The organism is Herbaspirillum frisingense GSF30 (assembly GCF_000300975.2).
GTDB lineage: Bacteria > Pseudomonadota > Gammaproteobacteria > Burkholderiales > Burkholderiaceae_D > Herbaspirillum > Herbaspirillum frisingense.
Genome location: NZ_AEEC02000012.1, coordinates 35,548 through 53,918, shown reverse-complemented (window position 1 = coordinate 53,918; position 18,371 = coordinate 35,548). Strand labels below are relative to the sequence as shown.

The 18,371-nt window shown below is 62.9% G+C and carries 16 protein-coding genes; 1 reads left to right on the top strand and 15 read right to left on the bottom strand.

Going from position 1 to position 18,371, the window contains the following annotated elements; all coding sequences use genetic code 11:
- Position 1 precedes the first annotated feature (1 nt).
- From HFRIS_RS10475 to ndk, 3 genes are all read right to left on the bottom strand, one after another.
- Positions 2–1,078, bottom strand: coding sequence for a helix-turn-helix domain-containing protein (locus HFRIS_RS10475; protein WP_039875260.1), 1,077 nt, complete (start codon positions 1,076–1,078; stop codon positions 2–4).
- Positions 1,079–1,378: 300 nt separating this feature from the next.
- Positions 1,379–2,551 carry a dual-specificity RNA methyltransferase RlmN gene (rlmN, locus tag HFRIS_RS10470; protein WP_039875259.1) on the bottom strand — a complete coding sequence of 391 codons (1,173 nt, stop codon included), beginning with the start codon at positions 2,549–2,551 and terminating at the stop codon, positions 1,379–1,381.
- Between the two features lie 96 nt (positions 2,552–2,647).
- The gene (gene ndk / locus HFRIS_RS10465; RefSeq protein ID WP_006463303.1) at positions 2,648–3,073 is read right to left on the bottom strand and encodes a nucleoside-diphosphate kinase; all 426 of its coding nucleotides are present in this window, start codon (positions 3,071–3,073) and stop codon (positions 2,648–2,650) included.
- A 279-nt stretch (positions 3,074–3,352) separates the two neighbouring features.
- Between ndk and HFRIS_RS10460 the strand changes: the two genes are divergently transcribed.
- Positions 3,353–4,042, top strand: coding sequence for a Bax inhibitor-1/YccA family protein (locus tag HFRIS_RS10460; RefSeq protein ID WP_006463302.1), 690 nt, complete (start codon positions 3,353–3,355; stop codon positions 4,040–4,042).
- Positions 4,043–4,129: 87 nt separating this feature from the next.
- On the opposite strand, the gene rlmD is transcribed toward HFRIS_RS10460, so the two are convergent.
- The 12 genes from rlmD to odhB all read right to left on the bottom strand — a co-directional run bounded on the left by rlmD (position 4,130) and on the right by odhB (position 18,357).
- Entirely contained in the window at positions 4,130–5,491 is a 1,362-nt protein-coding gene (gene rlmD, locus HFRIS_RS10455; RefSeq protein ID WP_006463301.1) for a 23S rRNA (uracil(1939)-C(5))-methyltransferase RlmD, read from the bottom strand.
- A 177-nt stretch (positions 5,492–5,668) separates the two neighbouring features.
- Entirely contained in the window at positions 5,669–6,691 is a 1,023-nt protein-coding gene (rpoS, locus tag HFRIS_RS10450; RefSeq protein WP_039875256.1) for an RNA polymerase sigma factor RpoS, read from the bottom strand.
- Positions 6,692–6,694: 3 nt separating this feature from the next.
- Entirely contained in the window at positions 6,695–7,681 is a 987-nt protein-coding gene (locus HFRIS_RS10445) for a peptidoglycan DD-metalloendopeptidase family protein (protein ID WP_039875254.1), read from the bottom strand.
- 229 nt (positions 7,682–7,910) lie between these two features.
- Positions 7,911–8,882, bottom strand: a complete 972-nt coding sequence (locus HFRIS_RS10440) for a protein-L-isoaspartate(D-aspartate) O-methyltransferase (RefSeq protein WP_006463298.1) — start codon at positions 8,880–8,882, stop codon at positions 7,911–7,913.
- Positions 8,879–9,616: a 5'/3'-nucleotidase SurE gene (gene surE / locus HFRIS_RS10435; protein ID WP_006463297.1), complete on the bottom strand. Its 738-nt coding sequence runs from the start codon at positions 9,614–9,616 to the stop codon at positions 8,879–8,881. The genes HFRIS_RS10440 and surE overlap by 4 nt, the downstream gene beginning before the upstream one ends.
- Before the next feature lie 72 nt (positions 9,617–9,688).
- The gene (locus HFRIS_RS10430; RefSeq protein ID WP_006463296.1) at positions 9,689–10,636 is read right to left on the bottom strand and encodes a flagellar brake protein; all 948 of its coding nucleotides are present in this window, start codon (positions 10,634–10,636) and stop codon (positions 9,689–9,691) included.
- Position 10,637: 1 nt separating this feature from the next.
- Positions 10,638–12,755, bottom strand: coding sequence for a DNA repair helicase YoaA (locus HFRIS_RS10425; protein ID WP_006463295.1), 2,118 nt, complete (start codon positions 12,753–12,755; stop codon positions 10,638–10,640).
- A 254-nt stretch (positions 12,756–13,009) separates the two neighbouring features.
- Complete coding sequence (locus tag HFRIS_RS10420) at positions 13,010–13,216, bottom strand: YdcH family protein (RefSeq protein WP_006463294.1); 207 nt, start codon at positions 13,214–13,216, stop codon at positions 13,010–13,012.
- Positions 13,217–13,317: 101 nt separating this feature from the next.
- On the bottom strand, positions 13,318–14,238 hold the full coding sequence (locus tag HFRIS_RS10415; protein ID WP_006463293.1) for a hypothetical protein: 921 nt from the start codon (positions 14,236–14,238) through the stop codon (positions 13,318–13,320).
- An 11-nt stretch (positions 14,239–14,249) separates the two neighbouring features.
- Positions 14,250–15,347 (bottom strand): cell division protein ZapE, encoded by a 1,098-nt coding sequence (zapE, locus tag HFRIS_RS10410; protein WP_006463292.1) that lies wholly within the window; start codon positions 15,345–15,347, stop codon positions 14,250–14,252.
- Positions 15,348–15,475: 128 nt separating this feature from the next.
- Positions 15,476–16,903 carry a dihydrolipoyl dehydrogenase gene (lpdA, locus tag HFRIS_RS10405; RefSeq protein WP_006463291.1) on the bottom strand — a complete coding sequence of 476 codons (1,428 nt, stop codon included), beginning with the start codon at positions 16,901–16,903 and terminating at the stop codon, positions 15,476–15,478.
- A gap of 212 nt (positions 16,904–17,115) precedes the next feature.
- Positions 17,116–18,357, bottom strand: coding sequence for a 2-oxoglutarate dehydrogenase complex dihydrolipoyllysine-residue succinyltransferase (odhB, locus tag HFRIS_RS10400; RefSeq protein WP_006463290.1), 1,242 nt, complete (start codon positions 18,355–18,357; stop codon positions 17,116–17,118).
- Positions 18,358–18,371 lie beyond the last annotated feature (14 nt).

The window sequence follows — 18,371 nt, the reverse complement described above, 5'->3', positions numbered from 1 at the left end:
TTCAGTTCAGGTTCAGCCGTGCGACGTTGCTGCCGCCCGGGGATTTCAGGTCCAGCGGCTGGCCGCGCAAGGTGGCGTCGACGCCGGAGGCATTGCCGATGATCAGGGTCGTGGCGTCGGAGACGTCGAAGGTTTCGGTGGTGCCGGCCTTGAGCAGGCGCGAAATCACGGTGCTCTTGTCGGCACGACGGATCTCGACCCAGGAGTCCTCGCGGAAGGTCAGACGCAGCAGGTCTTTGCTGTTGACGATGTTGAGGCCACTGGGAACAGTGGTCGCGGCCATCTGGGCAGACGACGAGGGTGATGAAGACGATGTGGCCGAAGCAGGCGCCGCCGTCACGGTCGAAGCCGGTTGCGCAGCGGCCGGGGTCGCCGCCTCCACAGGAGCAGCGACGGACGCTACCGGAGCGGGCGCGGGCGTTGCGGTGGCAGCAGCCGATGATTCCTTGGCCGCCTCATTTCCGGTCGGCTCGACAATCGTATCGACACGGGCATTGACCGGTGTATCGGAAGAGACGGTTTCAGCATTTTGCGCCGCTTCCGGGGCCGACGCTTCGTTCTTGTGCGACTTCAACCAGGCCAGTTGCGGCACTGCTGCACCCAGATCGGTCCAGCGCACCGCAGCCGCACCGGCCAGCAAGGCGACCACGATCACGCCCGCCACGATGGGCAAGGCCGAGCTATTGCCGCGGGTGCTCATCATCATGGCCGGCAACGGACCTTCCGAGAAAGGCGTAGACAGCGAATGCTGCGGCACGATGTGATCGCGCTGCGCCACGGCCGACTCCTGCGGCATGGCAGCGGTCAAGGCATTGGCGTCCAGCCCCAGCACCTTGGCATAGCTGCGCACGAAGCCCCGCGCCACGGCCAGGCCAGGCAGGGCGGCGTAATTGTCGGCCTCGATGGCCTGGATCTGGCGCGGTGCCAGCTTGACCAGGCTGGCCACCTGCTCCACCGACCAACCCTTCTTCTGGCGTGCAGCGGCCAGCATGGCACCCGGCAAGAGGACGGCCTGGGACGATTGACCTGCATCCTGCGGTTGTTGCGACGACATTTCGTTCATTTGTTGATCACTCATCAAATGCTCCACATGGAAAAGCTTTTTTTAACCGGCCCTGGCCGGATTCTTCTGGAGCGTCCCTGCGCGACGAGCGTCGCGCCCCTCCCGGGAATTTCGACCACATCAGCATGCCCTGCCGGTCAGCGGCAGCACACGCAATCATTTCAACAAGAACACAAAAAGGACGTGCGATGCTTGCGCCCCAGCGCAACATCGACGCCCCTGCAACGGATTCAAAAAAAAGAGGTGCATCTGCCCTCGCCACCACGGCAAGGGCTGGTGATGCGCAACCAGCCAGGGTATCCAGGCACCTTGCCGTCACCCGGAGATCTCCACGATGCGGCCGAAATCACGGCCGTACTTGTCCTGATACTCCGCCATCTTCTGCATGCGCTCCTGCACCCGGGTGCGATCCTTGACCTCACCAGCCAACTGCCCGCAGGCAGCGTCGATGTCGTCACCACGCGTCTTGCGGATGGTGGTCACGATGCCGGCATCCATCAGGATTTGCGCGAACGCCTTGATGCGAGGATTGTGGGAACGCTTCAGGCCCGACTCGGGGAAGGGATTGAAGGGGATCAGGTTGAACTTGCACGGGATGGCCGTCTCGCCTTCCTTCACCAGCGCGACCAGTTCGCGGGCATGGGTGTCGGTGTCATTGACGCCATCGAGCATGCAATACTCGAAGGTGATGAAGTCACGCGGCGCGAATTCGAGATAGCGCTTGCATGCCAGCATCAGCTCGCGCAGGGGGTGCTTGCGGTTCAGCGGGATCAGCGAATCGCGCAGCGCGTCGTTGGAGGCATGCAGCGACACCGCCAGCGCCACTGGGCACTCCTGGGACAGCTTGTCGATCATCGGCACCACGCCGCTGGTGGACAAGGTCACGCGACGGCGCGACAGGCCATAGGCATTGTCGTCCAGCATCAGGCGCAAGGCGGTCACGGTCGGCTCGAAGTTGAGCAGCGGCTCGCCCATGCCCATCATCACCACGTTGGTAATCTGGCGCTCGCCCTTGGGACCGCCCTCGATACCCTTGGTCTTGCGCAATTCGAATTCCGCCATCCACAGCTGGCCGATGATCTCGGCAACGGTCAGATTGCGGTTGAAGCCCTGCTTGCCAGTCGAGCAGAATCGGCAATTCACGGCACAGCCCGCCTGCGTGGAAACGCACAGCGTGCCGCGATTTTCTTCAGGAATGAACACGGTTTCCACCGCATTGCCCTGGCCCACGTCGACCAGCCACTTGCGTGTACCGTCGGTGGAAGTATGGTCACTGATGATGGCCGGCGCACGCACTTCGGCGCGGGTCTTCAATTTGTCGCGCAGCGATTTGGCCAGATCGGTCATCTGATCGAAATCAGACACCCCGAACTGGTGTATCCAACGCTGCAACTGCTTGGCACGAAACGGCTTCTCACCCAACTCGCCGCAGTAGGCGACGAGTTGCGCGGGATCCATATCCAGCAGATTGGTGAGAGCTGTAGTCATGATGCTTGCGGCCGGGACCAGGACGGAAAGACGCGACAGGAATTGCAGCGCCGGTTTCCGCTCCGATCCGGAAGACCGATGGAAAACAGGAACAGATTAACGCGAATAGACGTTCAGCGCCGGGAAGAAATAGGCGATTTCGCCCTTGGCGGTTTCTTCAGCGTCCGAACCGTGCACGGCGTTGGCATCGATGGAGTCGGCGAAGTCGGCGCGGATGGTGCCCTTGTCAGCCTTCTTCGGATCGGTAGCGCCCATCAGGTCGCGGTTCTTCAGGATCGCGCCTTCGCCTTCCAGCACCTGGATCATGACCGGGCCGGAAATCATGAAGTCCACCAGATCCTTGAAGAAAGGACGCTCGCGGTGCACGGCGTAGAAGCCTTCCGCCTCGGCGCGCGACAGTTGTGCCATACGGGCAGCGATGACCTTCAGACCAGCGTTTTCGAAACGGGTGTAGATCTGGCCGATCACGTTCTTGGCGACGGCGTCGGGCTTGATAATCGACAGGGTGCGTTCAATTGCCATGAGAAAAACTCCAATAAAAATAATGGCTTAAAGCCAAGAATTGATAATTCAATGAACCTTGTATTTTAGCATGAAACCATCAGATATCATGTCAATTCACCTCCTTTGAGATGTCTGGCACACATCTTTCGCGGCGTGCACTGCAGTGGGGCATTGCTTGTCGGTTCAAGTGGCAGAACAAGTCAGCAAAGTGGGCGCGAACCATGAGGAGGGAAGACTTGTCTTAACAACGAGCCGCCGTGTTATTCTCTGGCTCGCATTCAACGCTTCGGAGGACACATGAACCAACTGGACACGACCTTCGGCCACTCGACCACGAGCCTGGCCACCCGCAACCGCGTGCTGCGCAACACCTACTGGCTGCTGGCGCTGTCGATGATCCCGACCGTGCTGGGCGCTTGGCTGGGCGTGCAGATGCACCTGAACCTCTTTGCCGCCAGCCCGATGATTGGCTTCGTGCTGTTCCTGGCGATCGCCTTCGGCTTCTTCTACGCCATCGAGAAGACCAAGAATTCCGGCTGGGGCGTGGCCTTCTTGCTGGGCTTCACCTTCTTCATGGGCCTGATGCTGTCGCGCCTGATCGAGTTCACGCTGGGCTTTTCCAACGGCGCCGGGCTGATCATGACCGCCTTCGGCGGCACCGCGATCATCTTCTGCGGCATGGCCAGCATCGCCACCGTTTCCAAGCGTGATTTCTCGGGCCTGGGGAAATTCCTGTTCGCGGGCGTGCTGGTGATCCTGGTCGCTTCGCTGGCCAACATGTTCCTGCACCTGCCGGCGCTGCAACTGACCATTTCGGTGGTGGCCATCGCCATCTTCTCGGCCTACATCCTGTTTGACGTGCAACAGGTGGTCAACGGCGGCGAAACCAACTACATCTCCGCCACGCTGGCGATCTACCTGGACGTGTACAACGTCTTCGCCAACCTGCTGTCGATCCTGGGTATCGTGGGCGGCAACCGCGACTGACAAACGTTGCCTCTTGCATCCTGAGCAACAAAAAAGCCGGCGCAAGCCGGCTTTTTCATTGGTACGCCGGATCAACCGGCCCCGGCCTTACTCCGGCAGGTCGAACACCGCGATCGACTCGACGTGGGCGGTATGCGGGAACATGTTCACCACGCCCGCATACTTGAGTGAATAACCGCCCAGATGGACCAGCATTCCGGCATCGCGCGCAAGGGTAGCGGGATTGCAGGAGACATAGACGATACGCTTGGGCTTGAGGTGCTGTTGCTCCGGCGGCAACTCCACCAGGGCCTTGCAGACTTCCATGGCACCTTCGCGCGGCGGGTCGATCAGCATGCGGTCGAACTTGCCCAGGGCCACGAAATCCTCGGGCTTGGCCTCGAAGAGATTGCGGCAGTAGAAGCTGGTCTTGGCATCCACACCATTGACCTTGGCATTGTCCAGGGCGCGCTCGGTCAAGGCCGTGCTGCCCTCGATACCCACCACCTCACGCGCCAGCGTGGCGATGGGCAGCGTGAAGTTGCCCAGACCGCAGAACAGGTCAGCTACGCGGTCTTGCGGCTGTACATCCAGCAGGCGCAGCGCGCGTGCCACCAGCACGCGATTGATCTGATGGTTGACCTGGGTGAAATCGGTAGGCTTGAAGGGCATGCGGATGCCGAATTCCGGCAGCGTGTACTGCAACTTTGACTGGGCCGGGTAGTACGGCGCGGCCGTGTCCGGCCCCTTGGTCTGCAACCACCATTCGATCCGGTACTGGTCGGCGAAGGCCTTCAGCAAGACCTCGTCGGCCGGGGCCAGGGCCTCCATGATGCGCAACACCAGTACGGTAACCTTGTTGCCATCATCACCCTCGCCCACCGCCAGTTCGATCTGCGGCATACGATCGCGGATGGTCAGCGCGGCCACCAGCTCGCGCAGCGGCACCAGCATGGCCGAGACATTGGGGGGCAGGATCTCGCAGGTCTTCATATCGGCGATGAAGGAAGAGCGCTTTTCGTGGAAGCCCACCAGCACCCCGCCCTTCTTGGCCACATGGCGCACCGAAATACGGGCGCGGTAACGGTAACCCCAGGTCGGACCATAGATGGGCCGCAACATGACCTCTGCCTTGGTCTTGCCCAGATGCCAGAGATTGTCTTCCAGCACGCGCTGCTTCATGGCAACCTGGGCCGAAGGCTCCAGATGCTGCATGGCGCAGCCACCGCACGTACCGAAATAGTCGCAGCGCGGCTTGACCCGCAGAGAAGACTCGCGATGCAAGGCGGTCATCTCACCGGCTTCCCACTTCGGTTTCTTGCGATAGGACTGGAAACTGACCCGTTCACCGGGCAGCGCGCCTTCGACGAAGATGACCTTGCCTTGCGTGCCATCCTCGTTTTCGAGGTGACCAACGCCGCGCCCGTCCATATCGAGCGACTTGATTTCAATGATGATGTCTTGTTGCATGAGGGAAACCACTGGGTGGGACCGAAGTCCGCGGCCGAAAACAAAAGCGGTATTGTCCGCGATCCGGGACCGGGAGGGAAGCGCGTCGCACATCCGGACGCGGCTGGATGAAGGAAATCGAAAGAAATCAGCGAAAATTCAGCAGGAGCGTAGATGGGCCACGCCCCACAGGTCGACTCAGAACAGGGCGTCCCGCCCCACGCCGCGCGAAGTCAGCAGCCGCTTGAGCTTGACCAGTGCCTCCTGCTGCACCTGGCGCACGCGCTCGCGGGTGATGCCCATCTCGCCGGCAAGCTGCTCCAGGGTGGACGGATCGTCGTTATCCAGGCCGAAGCGGCGGGCCACGACCACCCGCTGCTTTTCCGACAGGCTCTTCAGCCACTCCCGGATCAGCAAGGCGGTTTCCTGGCTTTCGGCACGGGTATCGGGATGCTCCTCCACCGCGCTGGGCAAGAGGTCCATCAGACTGGCCTGGGGATCGTTGTCCAACGGCGTGTCCAGCGAGGCCGCATGTTCGGACAAGGCCAGCACGTCCTGCACCTCTTCCACCGGCCGCCCCACCAGATGGGCGATATCTTCCGCCCCGGCATCGCGACCATCCCGATGCTGTGCTTCCAGGTGGTACTTGGCGCGCAGGATCTGGTTCAGCTCGCGCACCATGTGGACCGGCAGGCGCACCGTGCGCGCCTGGTTCATGATGGCGCGCTCGATGCTCTGGCGTATCCACCAGGTGGCATAGGTGGAAAAACGGAAACCGCGTTCGGGTTCGAACTTGTCGATGGCGCGCATGAGGCCCAGGTTGCCCTCCTCGATCAGGTCCAGCAGGGCCACGCCACGATTGATGTAGTGCTTGGCGATCGACACCACCAGTCGCAGGTTGTGCTCGATCATCTTCTGGCGCGCCTCGAACTCGCCCTGCTTGGCCAGGGTGGCGAAATGCAGCTCCTCGGCGGCCGTCAGCAAGGGCTTGGCGCCGATCTTGTTGAGGTAGTGCTGGGTGGTGTCGGTGGAGAGTTCGGCGGCCAGCACCTTCTTGAGCTCGTCCACTCCCTCGGCGGGTGCCGCTTCCTGGGGCTGCTCGGCGGCCGCATCGGCATCGCCATCGATCACTTCCGGTTCATCGATCTCATCAATGGGATCGTCGATGTCCTCTTCGCGAGGGTCCTGGTCTGGCAAGTGATCGCGGCGATTGCTTGTCATACGCTAGCGTGGCGGTAAGTATTTGGAGGGATCAACAGGTTTGCCCTGTTGGCGGATCTCGAAGTGCAACTTGACGCTGTCGCTGTCGGATTTACCCATCTCAGCGATCTTTTGACCCTTGGTCACGCTCTGGCCTTCCTTCACCAGGATGGTCTTGTTGTGGGCATAGGCCGACAACAGGTTGTTGGTATGCTTGATGATCACCAGGTTGCCATAGCCACGGATACCGCTACCGGCATACATGACCTTGCCACCGGCGGCCGCCAGCACCGACTGACCGTCCTTGCCCGCAATATCGACGCCCTTCTTGCCGCCTTCGAAGGTCCCGACCACCTTGCCGTCGGCCGGCCACATCCAGGACACGCCCTCATCGTCACCGGCGGCCGGCTGGCTGGCGGCTGCCGGCTTGTCGGCGGCATGCGGCGCCTCAGGCTTGGCCGTGGCCACAGCGGGTGCCACCGGAGCTGCCGCCGGGGCTGCATCCGGCTTTTCCAGCTCGGCCAGGGCGCTGTCCGAATAGGCACGCTTGTCACCACGCGGCCCGGTCTTGTTGCCGCCCGACGCCATCGGCGCGGACGTTGCCGGTGCCGCTGCTCCCGGCGCGCCCAGCGGCTTCACATCCAGCCCGGCGCCTGGTGCCGCGACCACGGCAGCGGTCTGCGGCGCACCGCCGACGCGATCAGGCGGCGCCACCCGCAACACCTGGTCGACCTTGATGTCGTTCGGGTTGGTCAGGTTGTTCCAGGCCACGATATCACGCCAGTTCTGCCCGACATCCAACGCGATGCGATACAGGGTATCGCCCTTCTTGACCGTGTAATAGCCACGCCCAGAAGGAACCGGAGCCGGCGCCACGACGGCATTGTCCACTGGCTTGACGGTGCTGGTGGTGCGGTCGACGACGGGCGCCGGCTGCTGATTCGGTGTCGAGCCGCAGGCGGCCAGCAAACTGACGACACTGCCCAATACAGCCAAACGAATTTTCTTCATGCTCTTACGTAAGATTTTGTACGACGCTAGTTGACACGCAGCCAGCGCCAGAAGTTCATCAGGGAAATGCGGCCCCCTTGCCTGCCCATCCGCTCTCTTCATCGATCCGCGGCTTGGATGCTTGTGCTTGTTGCCGCCCGTTCCCTGTTTCGATGATGCCTGGCGGATCCTGATATCCGCCGATGCTGCCTGCCACCTGTGACCATCGCCCCTTGCCGGGGCGACCGCATCACACCGTACCCGGCCGTAACGGCACGAAATGGCATTGTTCCAGGGTACTGCGCCGCCAATCACGCTGGCCGACGCGTTCTATCAATTCCAGCACTTGCTGACGTTCGCCCACCGGGGCGACCAGCCGGCCACCGATGGCCAACTGCTCCAGCAGGGCCTGCGGCACTTCAAGTCCGGCTGCGGCAAGGATGATGCCGTCGAAAGGCGCCACTTGCGGCAGGCCAAGCATACCATCTCCGTAATGCAAGCGGATATTTGCTATCCGCAATGGACGCAGATTGGTCTTGGCCAGTTCATGCAGGGGCTTGATGCGCTCGATCGAATAGACTTCGCCGGCCACCCGCGATAGCACTGCGGCCTGGTAACCGCAGCCGGTGCCGATTTCGAGCACGCGGTCCAGGCGTCCGCCGTGACGGTTCTGGCGCATGATCTCGATCATCCGCGCCACGATGTAGGGCTGGGAAATGGTCTGGTGGTGGCCGATCGGTAACGAAGCGTCGATATAGGCCTGGCTGGCCAGGCCCGGCTCTACGAACATGTGCCGCGGCACCGCCTCCATCGCTGCCAACACCTTGGCATCGGCCACGCCTTGCTTGGCCACGCGCGCCACCATGGCCTTGCGCACGGCTTCCGAGGCCAGCGGCGAGGCATGGTGGGAATCGTTGGTCTGGGTCACCGTCATGACGTTCTTGATCGCCGTACGCGGCGCCGGTGCGGCACTGAGCAGACGCTGGGCGGGAACCACCGGAGCCCGTGGTGGCACCGGCGGCGCGCGCAGGGCCTGTGCCAGCCCCTGCTGAACCGGCTTGAGCGCAGCCCGCTGGGATGACTGGGCGGCATTCTTGGCCGCAGTCTGGGTCGTCGCCTGGGGCCGGCCTGCCACATCTCGATCCCGGCCGCCGCCAGAGCTCTTTTTCTTGTCCACCACCGAGGACAGGCTCAGCGGGAAGCGGCTGGACTTGTCGCTCATGCAAGCGCTTTCTTGAGGTTGTCCAGCTGGGTGGCGTGGGTCAGGTCGATCTGCAGCGGCGTGATCGAGACATAGCCATTGGCGGTGGCGTGGAAATCGGTTCCCTCACCGCCATCGCGAGCGGCCCCGGCCGGACCGATCCAGTACAGGTCGCGACCATGCGGATCGGTCAGCTTGTGCACCGGCTCGGACATGTGCCGCTTGCCCAGGCGCGTGGCCAGGCTGCCCTTGATCTGCGCATACGGCAGGTTGGGAATATTGACATTGAGCAGATACGGCTGCGGCAGGGCGTCGAAGCGACGCTCCACGATCTCGCGGGCGATGCGCGCCGCCGCATCCAACTCGGCCCAGCCCTTGTGCAATTGCGAAAACGCGATCGATGGAATCCCGAACAGGAAACCCTCGGTGGCCGCCGCGACGGTGCCCGAATACAGCGTATCGTCGCCCATGTTCTGGCCCTGGTTGATGCCGGAGACGATCAGGTCCGGACGCTCCTTGAGCAGGCCGGTCAACGCCACGTGAACGCAGTCGGATGGCGTGCCATTGAGGTAGTAGAAGCCGTTGGCGGCCTGCTCTACCCACAGCGGACGATCCAGGGTCAGGGAATTGGAGCTGCCGGAACGGTTGCTGTCCGGCGCGACGACGGTAATGTCGGCGATGGGGGCAAGTGCCTCCGCCAGGGCGTTGATGCCCGGGGCGAGGTAGCCGTCGTCGTTGCTGATGAGGATTTTCATGGCCTGAATTTTAACCGAAGCCGGGCGTTGGGCAGCCCCCGCCAGCGACATTCTTGGCACCCTGCTGCGGCCCTACTCCTGCTGGCTCAGTTCCTGGTAGACATAGGCCGCAAGCACCAGCTTGTCGCGCACGCTCAGGCCGGAGAACTCTACGCCGTACTGATGGAAATCAGCCTCGCCCAGCGCCTCGACGGCGCGCAGCACCACCCGCAGGTCCAGGCTCAGTTGCTGGTCGGCCACGGCCGCCACGAAGCGCAATTGCCCCACCACGCCCTTCTGCGCCGCCACCTTGCCCGACAGCGAGGTCGCCACCAGCGAGGCCCCGCCCAGGCTGAGATCGATCACGCTGGCCGGCAGCGGATTGGCACCGTCCAGCGCCAGATAGCCTTCGGCACCCACCGCCACCCGCGTGGCCTGGCGGATCACGGTGGAGCGTATTTCCTTGGGCAGTGAAAGATGCAGGTAGACGAACGGTGTCTGCTGGTACTTCAGCAACTGGGCTGCAAAGGCATAGGCGCGACGCCCCGTCAGGGCACGCACCACAAACGGCTGGCCATCGCGCACGAAGAGCTGCTTGCCCTCCTTCTGCGGCGCGGTGACCAGGATGCTCCGATTGGGCAGGCAGCCCACCAGCGAGACTGCATAGCGCTGGGTCGCATCGTCGGCAAACTGCAGCCACAGGGTGTCGCCGATATTCCAGCGCACCTCGTCCAGCGTGATCACACTTTCCTGGCCACGCACGTTTGCCGTGGGCTTGACCGCCTTCTTGCCACCTTGCTTGCGGCGCAGTACGTCACGCGCCTGCGGCAGCGGCACCGACTCGGTATCAGGCTCGGCGATCCAGCGGGCATTGCGATAGAGACCGTTTTCGATCAGCCCAGCCAACTGATCGGCAGTGTCGATCAAGGTACCGCGCGCCAGCAACAATTTGCCGGCTTCGTTGTAGATCGGCCAGGGCGCCGGCTTGCCTACCATCAGCGCGGAGGCCCGTACCGGCACCAGGGAGGTGAGGTCGGCCATCTCAGCCGGCTTCCGGGCCGTTGCCCTCGCCCGCTGCAGCGGCCGCCCGGCGCTCATCCTGCTCGCGGAAGAAGGCCTGTACCACGTCCAGCTCGCGGGTACGCTTGAACGGCGGCAGGCTCTGCCAGATGCGACGGCCGTAGTTCTTGGTGATCAGGCGCGGATCGCAGATCATCAGCACCCCGCGATCACCCTCGTCCCGGATCAGGCGCCCGGCACCTTGCTTTAGATTGATGATCGCCGCCGGCAACTGATGATGCACGAAACCGTTCAGGCCCTGCTTTTCCATCTCGCTGATCCGTGCTGCCAGCACCGGATCGTCCGGCGGCGAGAACGGCAGCTTGTCGATGATCACCAGAGACAACGCATCGCCACGCACATCCACGCCTTCCCAGAAACTCTGGCTGCCGATCAGCACGCCATTGCCGGCGGCGCGGAAACGGTCCAGCAGCTCGGTCCGACCGGCCTCGCCCTGCACGAACAGGGGAAACGCGTGCCCGCGCGCCTCGAACTCCGCCCGCAAGCGTTCGGCGGCACGGTTGACGGCGCGCAGCGTGGTGCACAGGAAGAAGCAGCGCCCACCCGCAGCTTCGATGGTGGGCAGCGCGGCGTCGATGACGGCGTCGGTGTATTCGTAGGAATTGGGTTGCGGCAGGTTCTGCGGCACATACAGAAGACCCTGCTCGCCATAGTTGAAGGGACTGGGCCAGGATTGGGCGGGCGCGTTCCACAGCCCCATCTGGGCCGCATAGTGATTGAAATCCTTCTTCACCGCCAATGTGGCCGAAGTGAAGATCCATGAGCGCGGGGTGCCTTCCCGCTGCTTGTTGAAGATGGGGGCAATCGACAGCGGCGTGCGATGCAACTGCAGCGACGACTGAAAGGCCTCGATCCACAGCACATAGAAAGGCTTCTGGGCAGGCTCGTCGCCGCCTTCGCCTGGCTCGCCTTCGGACTTGGCGGCAGCGCTCGCCTTGGCAGCCGCTTCCGCCTGTGCCTTGGCGATTTCATCGGGCGTACCCCAGTTTTCCAGCTGACGCAGCAACTCATTGGCGCGGTCGCGGCATTGTTCGATGGTCTCGGCACGCTCGGCCTGCTTGTCCAGCACGGCGATCATGTCGTCCATGCAATCCTTGAGCGTGTCGAGGGCCGGGAAGAATGCGCTGGACGGGGCGATCTGGTTCAGCGCCAGGCGGATCGAATCCTCCGGGAACGCCAGGCGCAGGTCACGCGCAGCGCGCTCCACCGGTGCCACCAGGCGCGCCCAGTCGGCGCCGTCGCGGGCATGACTCAGGCCTTCGGCCAGCACATCGCGGCACAGCTCCAGGATCTGCGAGGTGGAGATGGTCTCGCCGAAGAACAGCGTGGCCGTATCCGGCAACTGGTGCGCCTCGTCGAAAATCACCGTATTGGCCGAGGGCAGCAGCTCGGCGATACCGCTGTCCTTCAGGGCGACATCGGCGAAGAACAGGTGATGGTTCACCACCACCACGTCGGCCTGCTGCGCTTCCTTGCGCGCCTTCATGACGAAGCAATCCTGGTAATACTGGCATTCGGCGCCGAAGCAGGTATCGCGGGTCGAGGTCACCAGGTTCCACACGGAGGCGGTCTCGGGGACCTTGGTCAGTTCGGCCTTGTCCCCCGACGAGGTGGATTTGACGAAGCGGGAGATCTCGCGCAGATAGCCAACATCCTCGCGCGCAGTCAGTCGGCCATTCTGCAGCGTGCGCTCCAGGTGGAAATGGCACACGTAATTGCTGCGGCCCTTCAGCAGCGCTACCGACACCGGCGCATGCAGCGCCTTGCGCACGGTAGGAATGTCGCGGTTGAACAGTTGGTCCTGCAGGGTCTTGGTCCCGGTGGAAACGATGGTCTTGCCGCCCCACAGCAAGGCGGGGACCAGGTAGGCGAAGGTCTTGCCGGTCCCGGTACCGGCCTCGGCGATCAGCGTTCCCTGCTCGGCAATGGCCGTGGCAATGGCCTTGGCCATCTCGGTCTGGGCATGGCGTGGCCGGTAGCTGCCCACGGCACCACCCAGCGGACCGCCGGCACCGAAGAGGCGATCGATCTCGGCATCGTGTACGCCAGGAGACGCATCCTCGTCACCCGCGGGAACCATGCTGGCGCTGCTATCGACGATATCGGTGGGAGTTTCTGGAGCAGTCACTGCGGCAAACCTGTAGAAAAAACGGGAAGGCAGGCTTGATCAGCTACCTGCGGCTTCAGCACGTCAATGGAAGAAGCCGCTATTCTACGCGGACTCGGCCGGTCACTTCGAAGTGGTGAGAAAGCGGTAGTGCCGCACTCGCGGCAATTCGAGGGAGAGCCTCATCGGTGGGCGCACGCAGCGGTGGCGGCGCCAGCAACAGGCGCTCAGGCAGGGATGTCGGGAACCAGCTGCATCTTCAGCAGGGCGATGTGATCCTTCAATTGCAGCTTGCGCTTCTTGAGGCGCCGCAATTGCAGATCCTCGGAACGGGCATCGCGGATGAGCATGTCGATCACGCTGTCGAGATCACGGTGCTCGACTTCAAGTTCGATGATGCGGCGCTGGATATCTTCGCGATGCGTACTGGTCATGATGGCTGGCTGGTTGCGGATGTGCTTGCTAGTGTAATCCAGTGGCAGGCGCGCGCCAATCCACGCGCGCGTACCGCTGGGTCGCCACCCTGCTTAAGCAGTTATTTGGCTGCCGGAGCAGTGGTCGACGAATCCTGTTGCTGCTTCTTCTTGCGCTCGGCACGTTCGCGCTCGTTCTCGGCCTTCTTGCGCTCCACTTCCAGACGGTGCTCTTCTGCTTCCTGGATGCGCCGCTGGCGCTGCGCGGCATTGGCTGCGCGCTCAGGTGCGCGGGCGGCCTCCTCGGCCTGCTGACGACGCACTTCGGCTTCATGCTGACGTACGCGGTAATCGGCCGGTACATCCTTGTTCTGGTCGATACGTTGCTGAACCTCGCGGTTCTTGGCGTTGCTTTCCTCCACCTTGCGTGCGGAACTGGCTTCCTTGTCCTTCTGTTCCTGCTGGCGGCGGGCGGCGTCCTGCTCATCCTTGGCGCGTTGATCGGCCAGGGAACGGTCACGGTCGTCCACCGTCGCCTGGCGCTGGAAGACCTTGGCCTCGTACTCGACCTGCTTGATGCGCTTTTCCGCCAGACGCTTGCGGTCGCGTGCTGCTTCCAGGCAATCCGCCACCAGGAACTTGGGGTAGCAGGCGCGCTGGTCCAGGATGTAACGCAGGTCCATTGCCTGCCGGTCTTCGGCGGCTTCGTCCAGCGCCTTCTGCGCCTGCTCGTCGGACTTGATGGTGCCGGCCGGGAAACGCGTGGTAATCGGTGCGCGGGCTTCCAGCTCGTCAAACCGCTCACGGCTCATGGGCGCGGCCGAGGTTGCCGGTGTGGCCGAGGATGTCGAAGGTGTCGCGGCCACCGGTGCCGTGGCTGCCGGCACCGGCAGCGACGGGGAAGCCGCTTCAGGGCTGGCGGCAGTCGTCCCCTGTGCCTGCGCCACGCAGGTGGCACTGGCCAGCGCCAGCATCAGGCCGCACAAGGAAGAGGTGACGCCCTTGGCATCGGCGAAAAGACCTTGCATGTGGTTCTTGTCCATCAGGTAAATGTTCAGGAGAGGCTGTCGGCAATCGAGCGCCGGTCCGCGTCCAGGTATTCCTTCGATTGCATCTCAATGATACGTGAAACGGTACGGTGGAACTCGTTGGACAGGGTCCCCACCGTGTAAAGCTCGTCCGGCTCTACGGCCGCCGACATGATCAGCTTGACCTTGTGGTCGTAGAACACGTCGATCAGCCAGGTGAAGCGGCGCGCCTCGGAGGACATGGCCGCCGACATGCGCGGGATGCCCGAGAGGATCACGGTCTGGAAGCGGCTGGCCAGCTCCAGGTAGTCGTTCTGCGAACGCGGGCCGCCGCACAGGGTCGCGAAATCGAACCAGATGGCGCTGCCGGCGCGGCGCAGGGCGCGGATCTCGCGCGCCTCGATGTGCACCCGCGGATCTTCATCGGCCGCCTCGGCCACGGCGGCGAAGGCACTGCGCAACTCCTCATCGGTCTTGGCGTTCAAGGGCGTGTGATAGACCTTGACCTGTTCCAGCACGCGCTTGCGGTAATCGATGCCGGCGTCGATGTTCATGACGTCCAGCTTTTCCTTCAGCAGTGCGATGGTGGGCAGCATGCGGTCGCGGTGCAGGCCGTCCGGATAGAGCGTGCTGGGCTCGTAATTGGAGGTCATGACGAAGGAGACGCCATGATCGAACAAGCCCTTGAGCAGGTTGTAGAGGATCATCGCATCGGCGATGTCGGAGACATGGAATTCGTCGAAGCAGATCAGGCGGTATTTCTTGGCGATGCGCTTGGCGACCTCGTCCAGTGGATCGGCGATGCCCTTGAGCTCATCCAGCTGACGATGCACATCGCGCATGAATTCGTGGAAGTGCAGGCGCGTCTTGCGCACCACAGGCACCACCGAATAGAAGCTGTCCATCAGGAAGGATTTGCCACGCCCCACCCCGCCCCACATGTAGACGCCGCGCGGCACGGCCGGCCGGCTGATCAGGCGCTTGAAGGTCGAGGCACGCTGGGCCTTGTAGGCGACCCATTCCTCATAGGCGCGCTGCAGGCGCTCGATGGCGCGCAATTGCGCCTCGTCGGATTGATAACCGCGCTGGGACAGCGACTGTTCGTAGAATTGACGGACATCCATGGTGTGGTCTTGTAAAACGACAATGGGCGAGCCAGGCTCGCCCATTGGGTTGGCATCTCAATGCTCAATACGCGTGCAACACAAGCGTGGCAGGTGCGGGCGACGCGTATTGTCGCATTGATCGCGCATCAGAAGTTCAATGCGCGCTTGTCGACGGCCAGGGCCGCTTCCTTGGTCGCTTCGGACAGCGACGGGTGAGCGTGGCAGATGCGGGCGATGTCTTCCGACGAAGCACGGAATTCCATGGCCACCACGGCTTCGGAAATCAGCTCGGAAGCCATCGGGCCAACAATGTGCACGCCCAGGATTTCGTCGGTCTTGGCGTCCGCCAGGAACTTGACCATACCCGAGGTATCGCCCAGCGCGCGGGCGCGACCATTGGCCAGGAACGGGAAGGTACCGGCCTTGTACTGCACGCCGTCGGCCTTCAGTTGCTGCTCGGTCTTGCCGACCCAGGCGATTTCCGGCGAGGTGTAGATGACCCAGGGAATGGTGTTGAAGTTGACGTGACCATGCTGACCGGCGATACGCTCGGCCACGGCAACGCCTTCTTCTTCGGCCTTGTGGGCCAGCATCGGGCCGCGCACCACGTCACCCACCGCCCACACATTGGGCAGGTTGGTCTTGCAGTCGCCGTCGACGGCGATGAAGCCGCGCTCGTCCAGCTTCAGGCCCACGCCTTCGGCGTTCAGGCCGATGGTGTTGGGGGTACGACCGATGGAGACGATCAGCTTGTCGAATTCGCCGGTGTGGGCTTCACCCTTGGCATCGGTGTATTCCACGGAGACGCTGTTCTTGCCGGCCTTGATGGTACCGATCTTCACACCCAGGTTCACGGCCAGGCCCTGTTTGGTCAGCAGCTTCTGGGCTTCCTTGGCGATCTGTTCATCGACGGCACCCAGGAAGGTCGGCAGGGCTTCCAGCACGGTCACTTCCGCGCCCAGGCGACGCCAGACCGAACCCATTTCCAGGCCGATCACGCCGGCACCGATCACGCCCAGCTTCTTGGGCACTTCGGAGATGGCCAGTGCGCCGGTGTTGGAGAGGATCAGCTTTTCGTCGAACTCGGCGCCCGGCAGTGCGCGGGCGTTGGAGCCGGTAGCGACGATGACGTGCTTGGCGATGATGGTTTCTTCGGCAGCGCCGGCAACCTTGATCTCGTAGCCGTTGGCATCACCCTTGACGAAGGAGCCGCGGCCGTGGAAGAAGGACACCTTGTTCTTCTTGAACAGGTACAGGATGCCGTCGTTGTTCTGCTTGACCACGGTGTTCTTGCGACCCAGCATCTTGTCCAGGTTCAGACCCAGACCCTTGACTTCGATGCCATGCTCGGCGAAGCCGTGGTTGGCATGTTCGTAGTGCTCGGACGATTGCAGCAGCGCCTTGGAGGGAATGCAACCGACGTTGGTGCAGGTACCGCCCGGTGCGGGGCCGCCCTTTTCGTTCTTCCATTCGTCGATGCAGGCGGTGTTGAAGCCCAGTTGCGCTGCGCGGATGGCAGCGATGTAGCCGCCGGGGCCGCCACCGATGACGACGACGTCAAAATTCTTGCTCATGTCATTTCCAATTCTGTTTGTCGCGGACAAGCTATCCGCGGATACAAAAAAGCGCTGAACGCTTTGAGCTTTTCAGCGCCTAGACAACTCTGTGGGCCGTCGGAGGGGCGTAGCGAGCAGCCCGAGGTCGCTGCGAGAAGCGCAGCCGTACTGTCGTACGGCGAGCATCGCAGCAGCGAGATCGGGTTGCGCAGTAGCCCCTCCGGCGGTCATTACAGGTCCAGCAGCAGGCGGGCGGGATCTTCCAGGGCTTCCTTGATGGCCACCAGCGACAGGACGGCTTCGCGGCCGTCGATGATGCGGTGGTCATAGGACAGCGCGAAGAAGTTGATCGGGCGCACCACGACCTGGCCGTTTTCGACCACTGCACGTTCCTTGGTGGCGTGGATGCCCAGGATCGCCGATTGCGGCGGGTTGATGATCGGGGTCGACAGCATGGAACCGAAGGTGCCGCCGTTGGAGACGGTGAAGGTACCGCCCGACAGTTCTTCGATGGACAGCTTGCCGTCCTTGGCCTTCTGGCCGAATTCACCGATCTTCTTCTCGATGTCGGCGATCGACATCTGGTCCGCATCACGCAGGATGGGCACCACCAGGCCGCGTGGCGAACCGACGGCCACGCCGATGTCGAAGTAGCCGTGGTAGACGATGTCGTTACCGTCGACCGAGGCGTTGACGATCGGGTACTTCTTCAGGGCGTGCACGACAGCCTTGACGAAGAAGGACATGAAGCCCAGCTTGACGCCGTGTTCCTTCTCGAACTTGTCCTTGTACTTGTTGCGCAGGTCGATGACCGGCTGCATGTTGATTTCGTTGAAGGTGGTCAGGATGGCGTTGGTCGATTGCGATTGCACCAGACGCTCTGCCACGCGGGCACGCAGGCGGCTCATCGGCACGCGTTGTTCCGGACGGCTTTCCAGACCAGCCTTGACCGGTGCGGCAACAGCAGCCAGGGCCGGCTTGGCGGCAGCGGCGGGAGCAGCAGCAGGAGCCGACAGTGCGCCCAGGACGTCGCCCTTGGTCACGCGGCCATCCTTGCCGGTACCGGTGACTTGCGAGGTCGACAGGTTGTTGTCGGCCAGCAGCTTGGCGGCGGCGGGCATGGCGACATCGCCCTTGGAAGCCAGCTCGGGAGCAGCCACCGGGGTCGGTTCGTTGGTCGATTGCGGAGCAGGAGCAGCCTTGACTTCGGTCGGGGCGACCTGGGCGGAGGCGTCGGTGTCGAGGATGGCGATGACTTCGCCGGCCACGACGGTAGCGCCGTCAGCCTTGATGATCTGGGTGATGACGCCGGCGTCCGGCGAGGGCAGTTCCAGGACGACCTTGTCGGTCTCGATGTCGATCAGGTTTTCATCACGGGCGACAGGTTCGCCGACCTTCTTGTGCCATTGCAACAGGGTCGCTTCTGCGACGGATTCCGACAACTGCGGGACTTTTACTTCGATTTGAGCCATTAGGGTTCTCCGAT

Coding starts and splice junctions, on each gene's coding strand:
- zapE (WP_006463292.1), bottom strand. CDS start 15,347: ATGGATGTCCGTCAATTCTACGAACAGTCGCTGTCCCAGCGCGGTTAT.
- rpoS (WP_039875256.1), bottom strand. CDS start 6,691: ATGACAAGCAATCGCCGCGATCACTTGCCAGACCAGGACCCTCGCGAA.
- ndk (WP_006463303.1), bottom strand. CDS start 3,073: ATGGCAATTGAACGCACCCTGTCGATTATCAAGCCCGACGCCGTCGCC.
- surE (WP_006463297.1), bottom strand. CDS start 9,616: ATGAAAATCCTCATCAGCAACGACGACGGCTACCTCGCCCCGGGCATC.
- odhB (WP_006463290.1), bottom strand. CDS start 18,357: ATGGCTCAAATCGAAGTAAAAGTCCCGCAGTTGTCGGAATCCGTCGCA.
- HFRIS_RS10415 (WP_006463293.1), bottom strand. CDS start 14,238: ATGGACAAGAACCACATGCAAGGTCTTTTCGCCGATGCCAAGGGCGTC.
- HFRIS_RS10430 (WP_006463296.1), bottom strand. CDS start 10,636: ATGGCCGACCTCACCTCCCTGGTGCCGGTACGGGCCTCCGCGCTGATG.
- rlmD (WP_006463301.1), bottom strand. CDS start 5,491: ATGCAACAAGACATCATCATTGAAATCAAGTCGCTCGATATGGACGGG.
- HFRIS_RS10425 (WP_006463295.1), bottom strand. CDS start 12,755: ATGGTTCCCGCGGGTGACGAGGATGCGTCTCCTGGCGTACACGATGCC.
- HFRIS_RS10460 (WP_006463302.1), top strand. CDS start 3,353: ATGAACCAACTGGACACGACCTTCGGCCACTCGACCACGAGCCTGGCC.
- HFRIS_RS10420 (WP_006463294.1), bottom strand. CDS start 13,216: ATGACCAGTACGCATCGCGAAGATATCCAGCGCCGCATCATCGAACTT.
- rlmN (WP_039875259.1), bottom strand. CDS start 2,551: ATGACTACAGCTCTCACCAATCTGCTGGATATGGATCCCGCGCAACTC.
- HFRIS_RS10475 (WP_039875260.1), bottom strand. CDS start 1,078: ATGAGTGATCAACAAATGAACGAAATGTCGTCGCAACAACCGCAGGAT.
- HFRIS_RS10445 (WP_039875254.1), bottom strand. CDS start 7,681: ATGAAGAAAATTCGTTTGGCTGTATTGGGCAGTGTCGTCAGTTTGCTG.
- HFRIS_RS10440 (WP_006463298.1), bottom strand. CDS start 8,882: ATGAGCGACAAGTCCAGCCGCTTCCCGCTGAGCCTGTCCTCGGTGGTG.
- lpdA (WP_006463291.1), bottom strand. CDS start 16,903: ATGAGCAAGAATTTTGACGTCGTCGTCATCGGTGGCGGCCCCGGCGGC.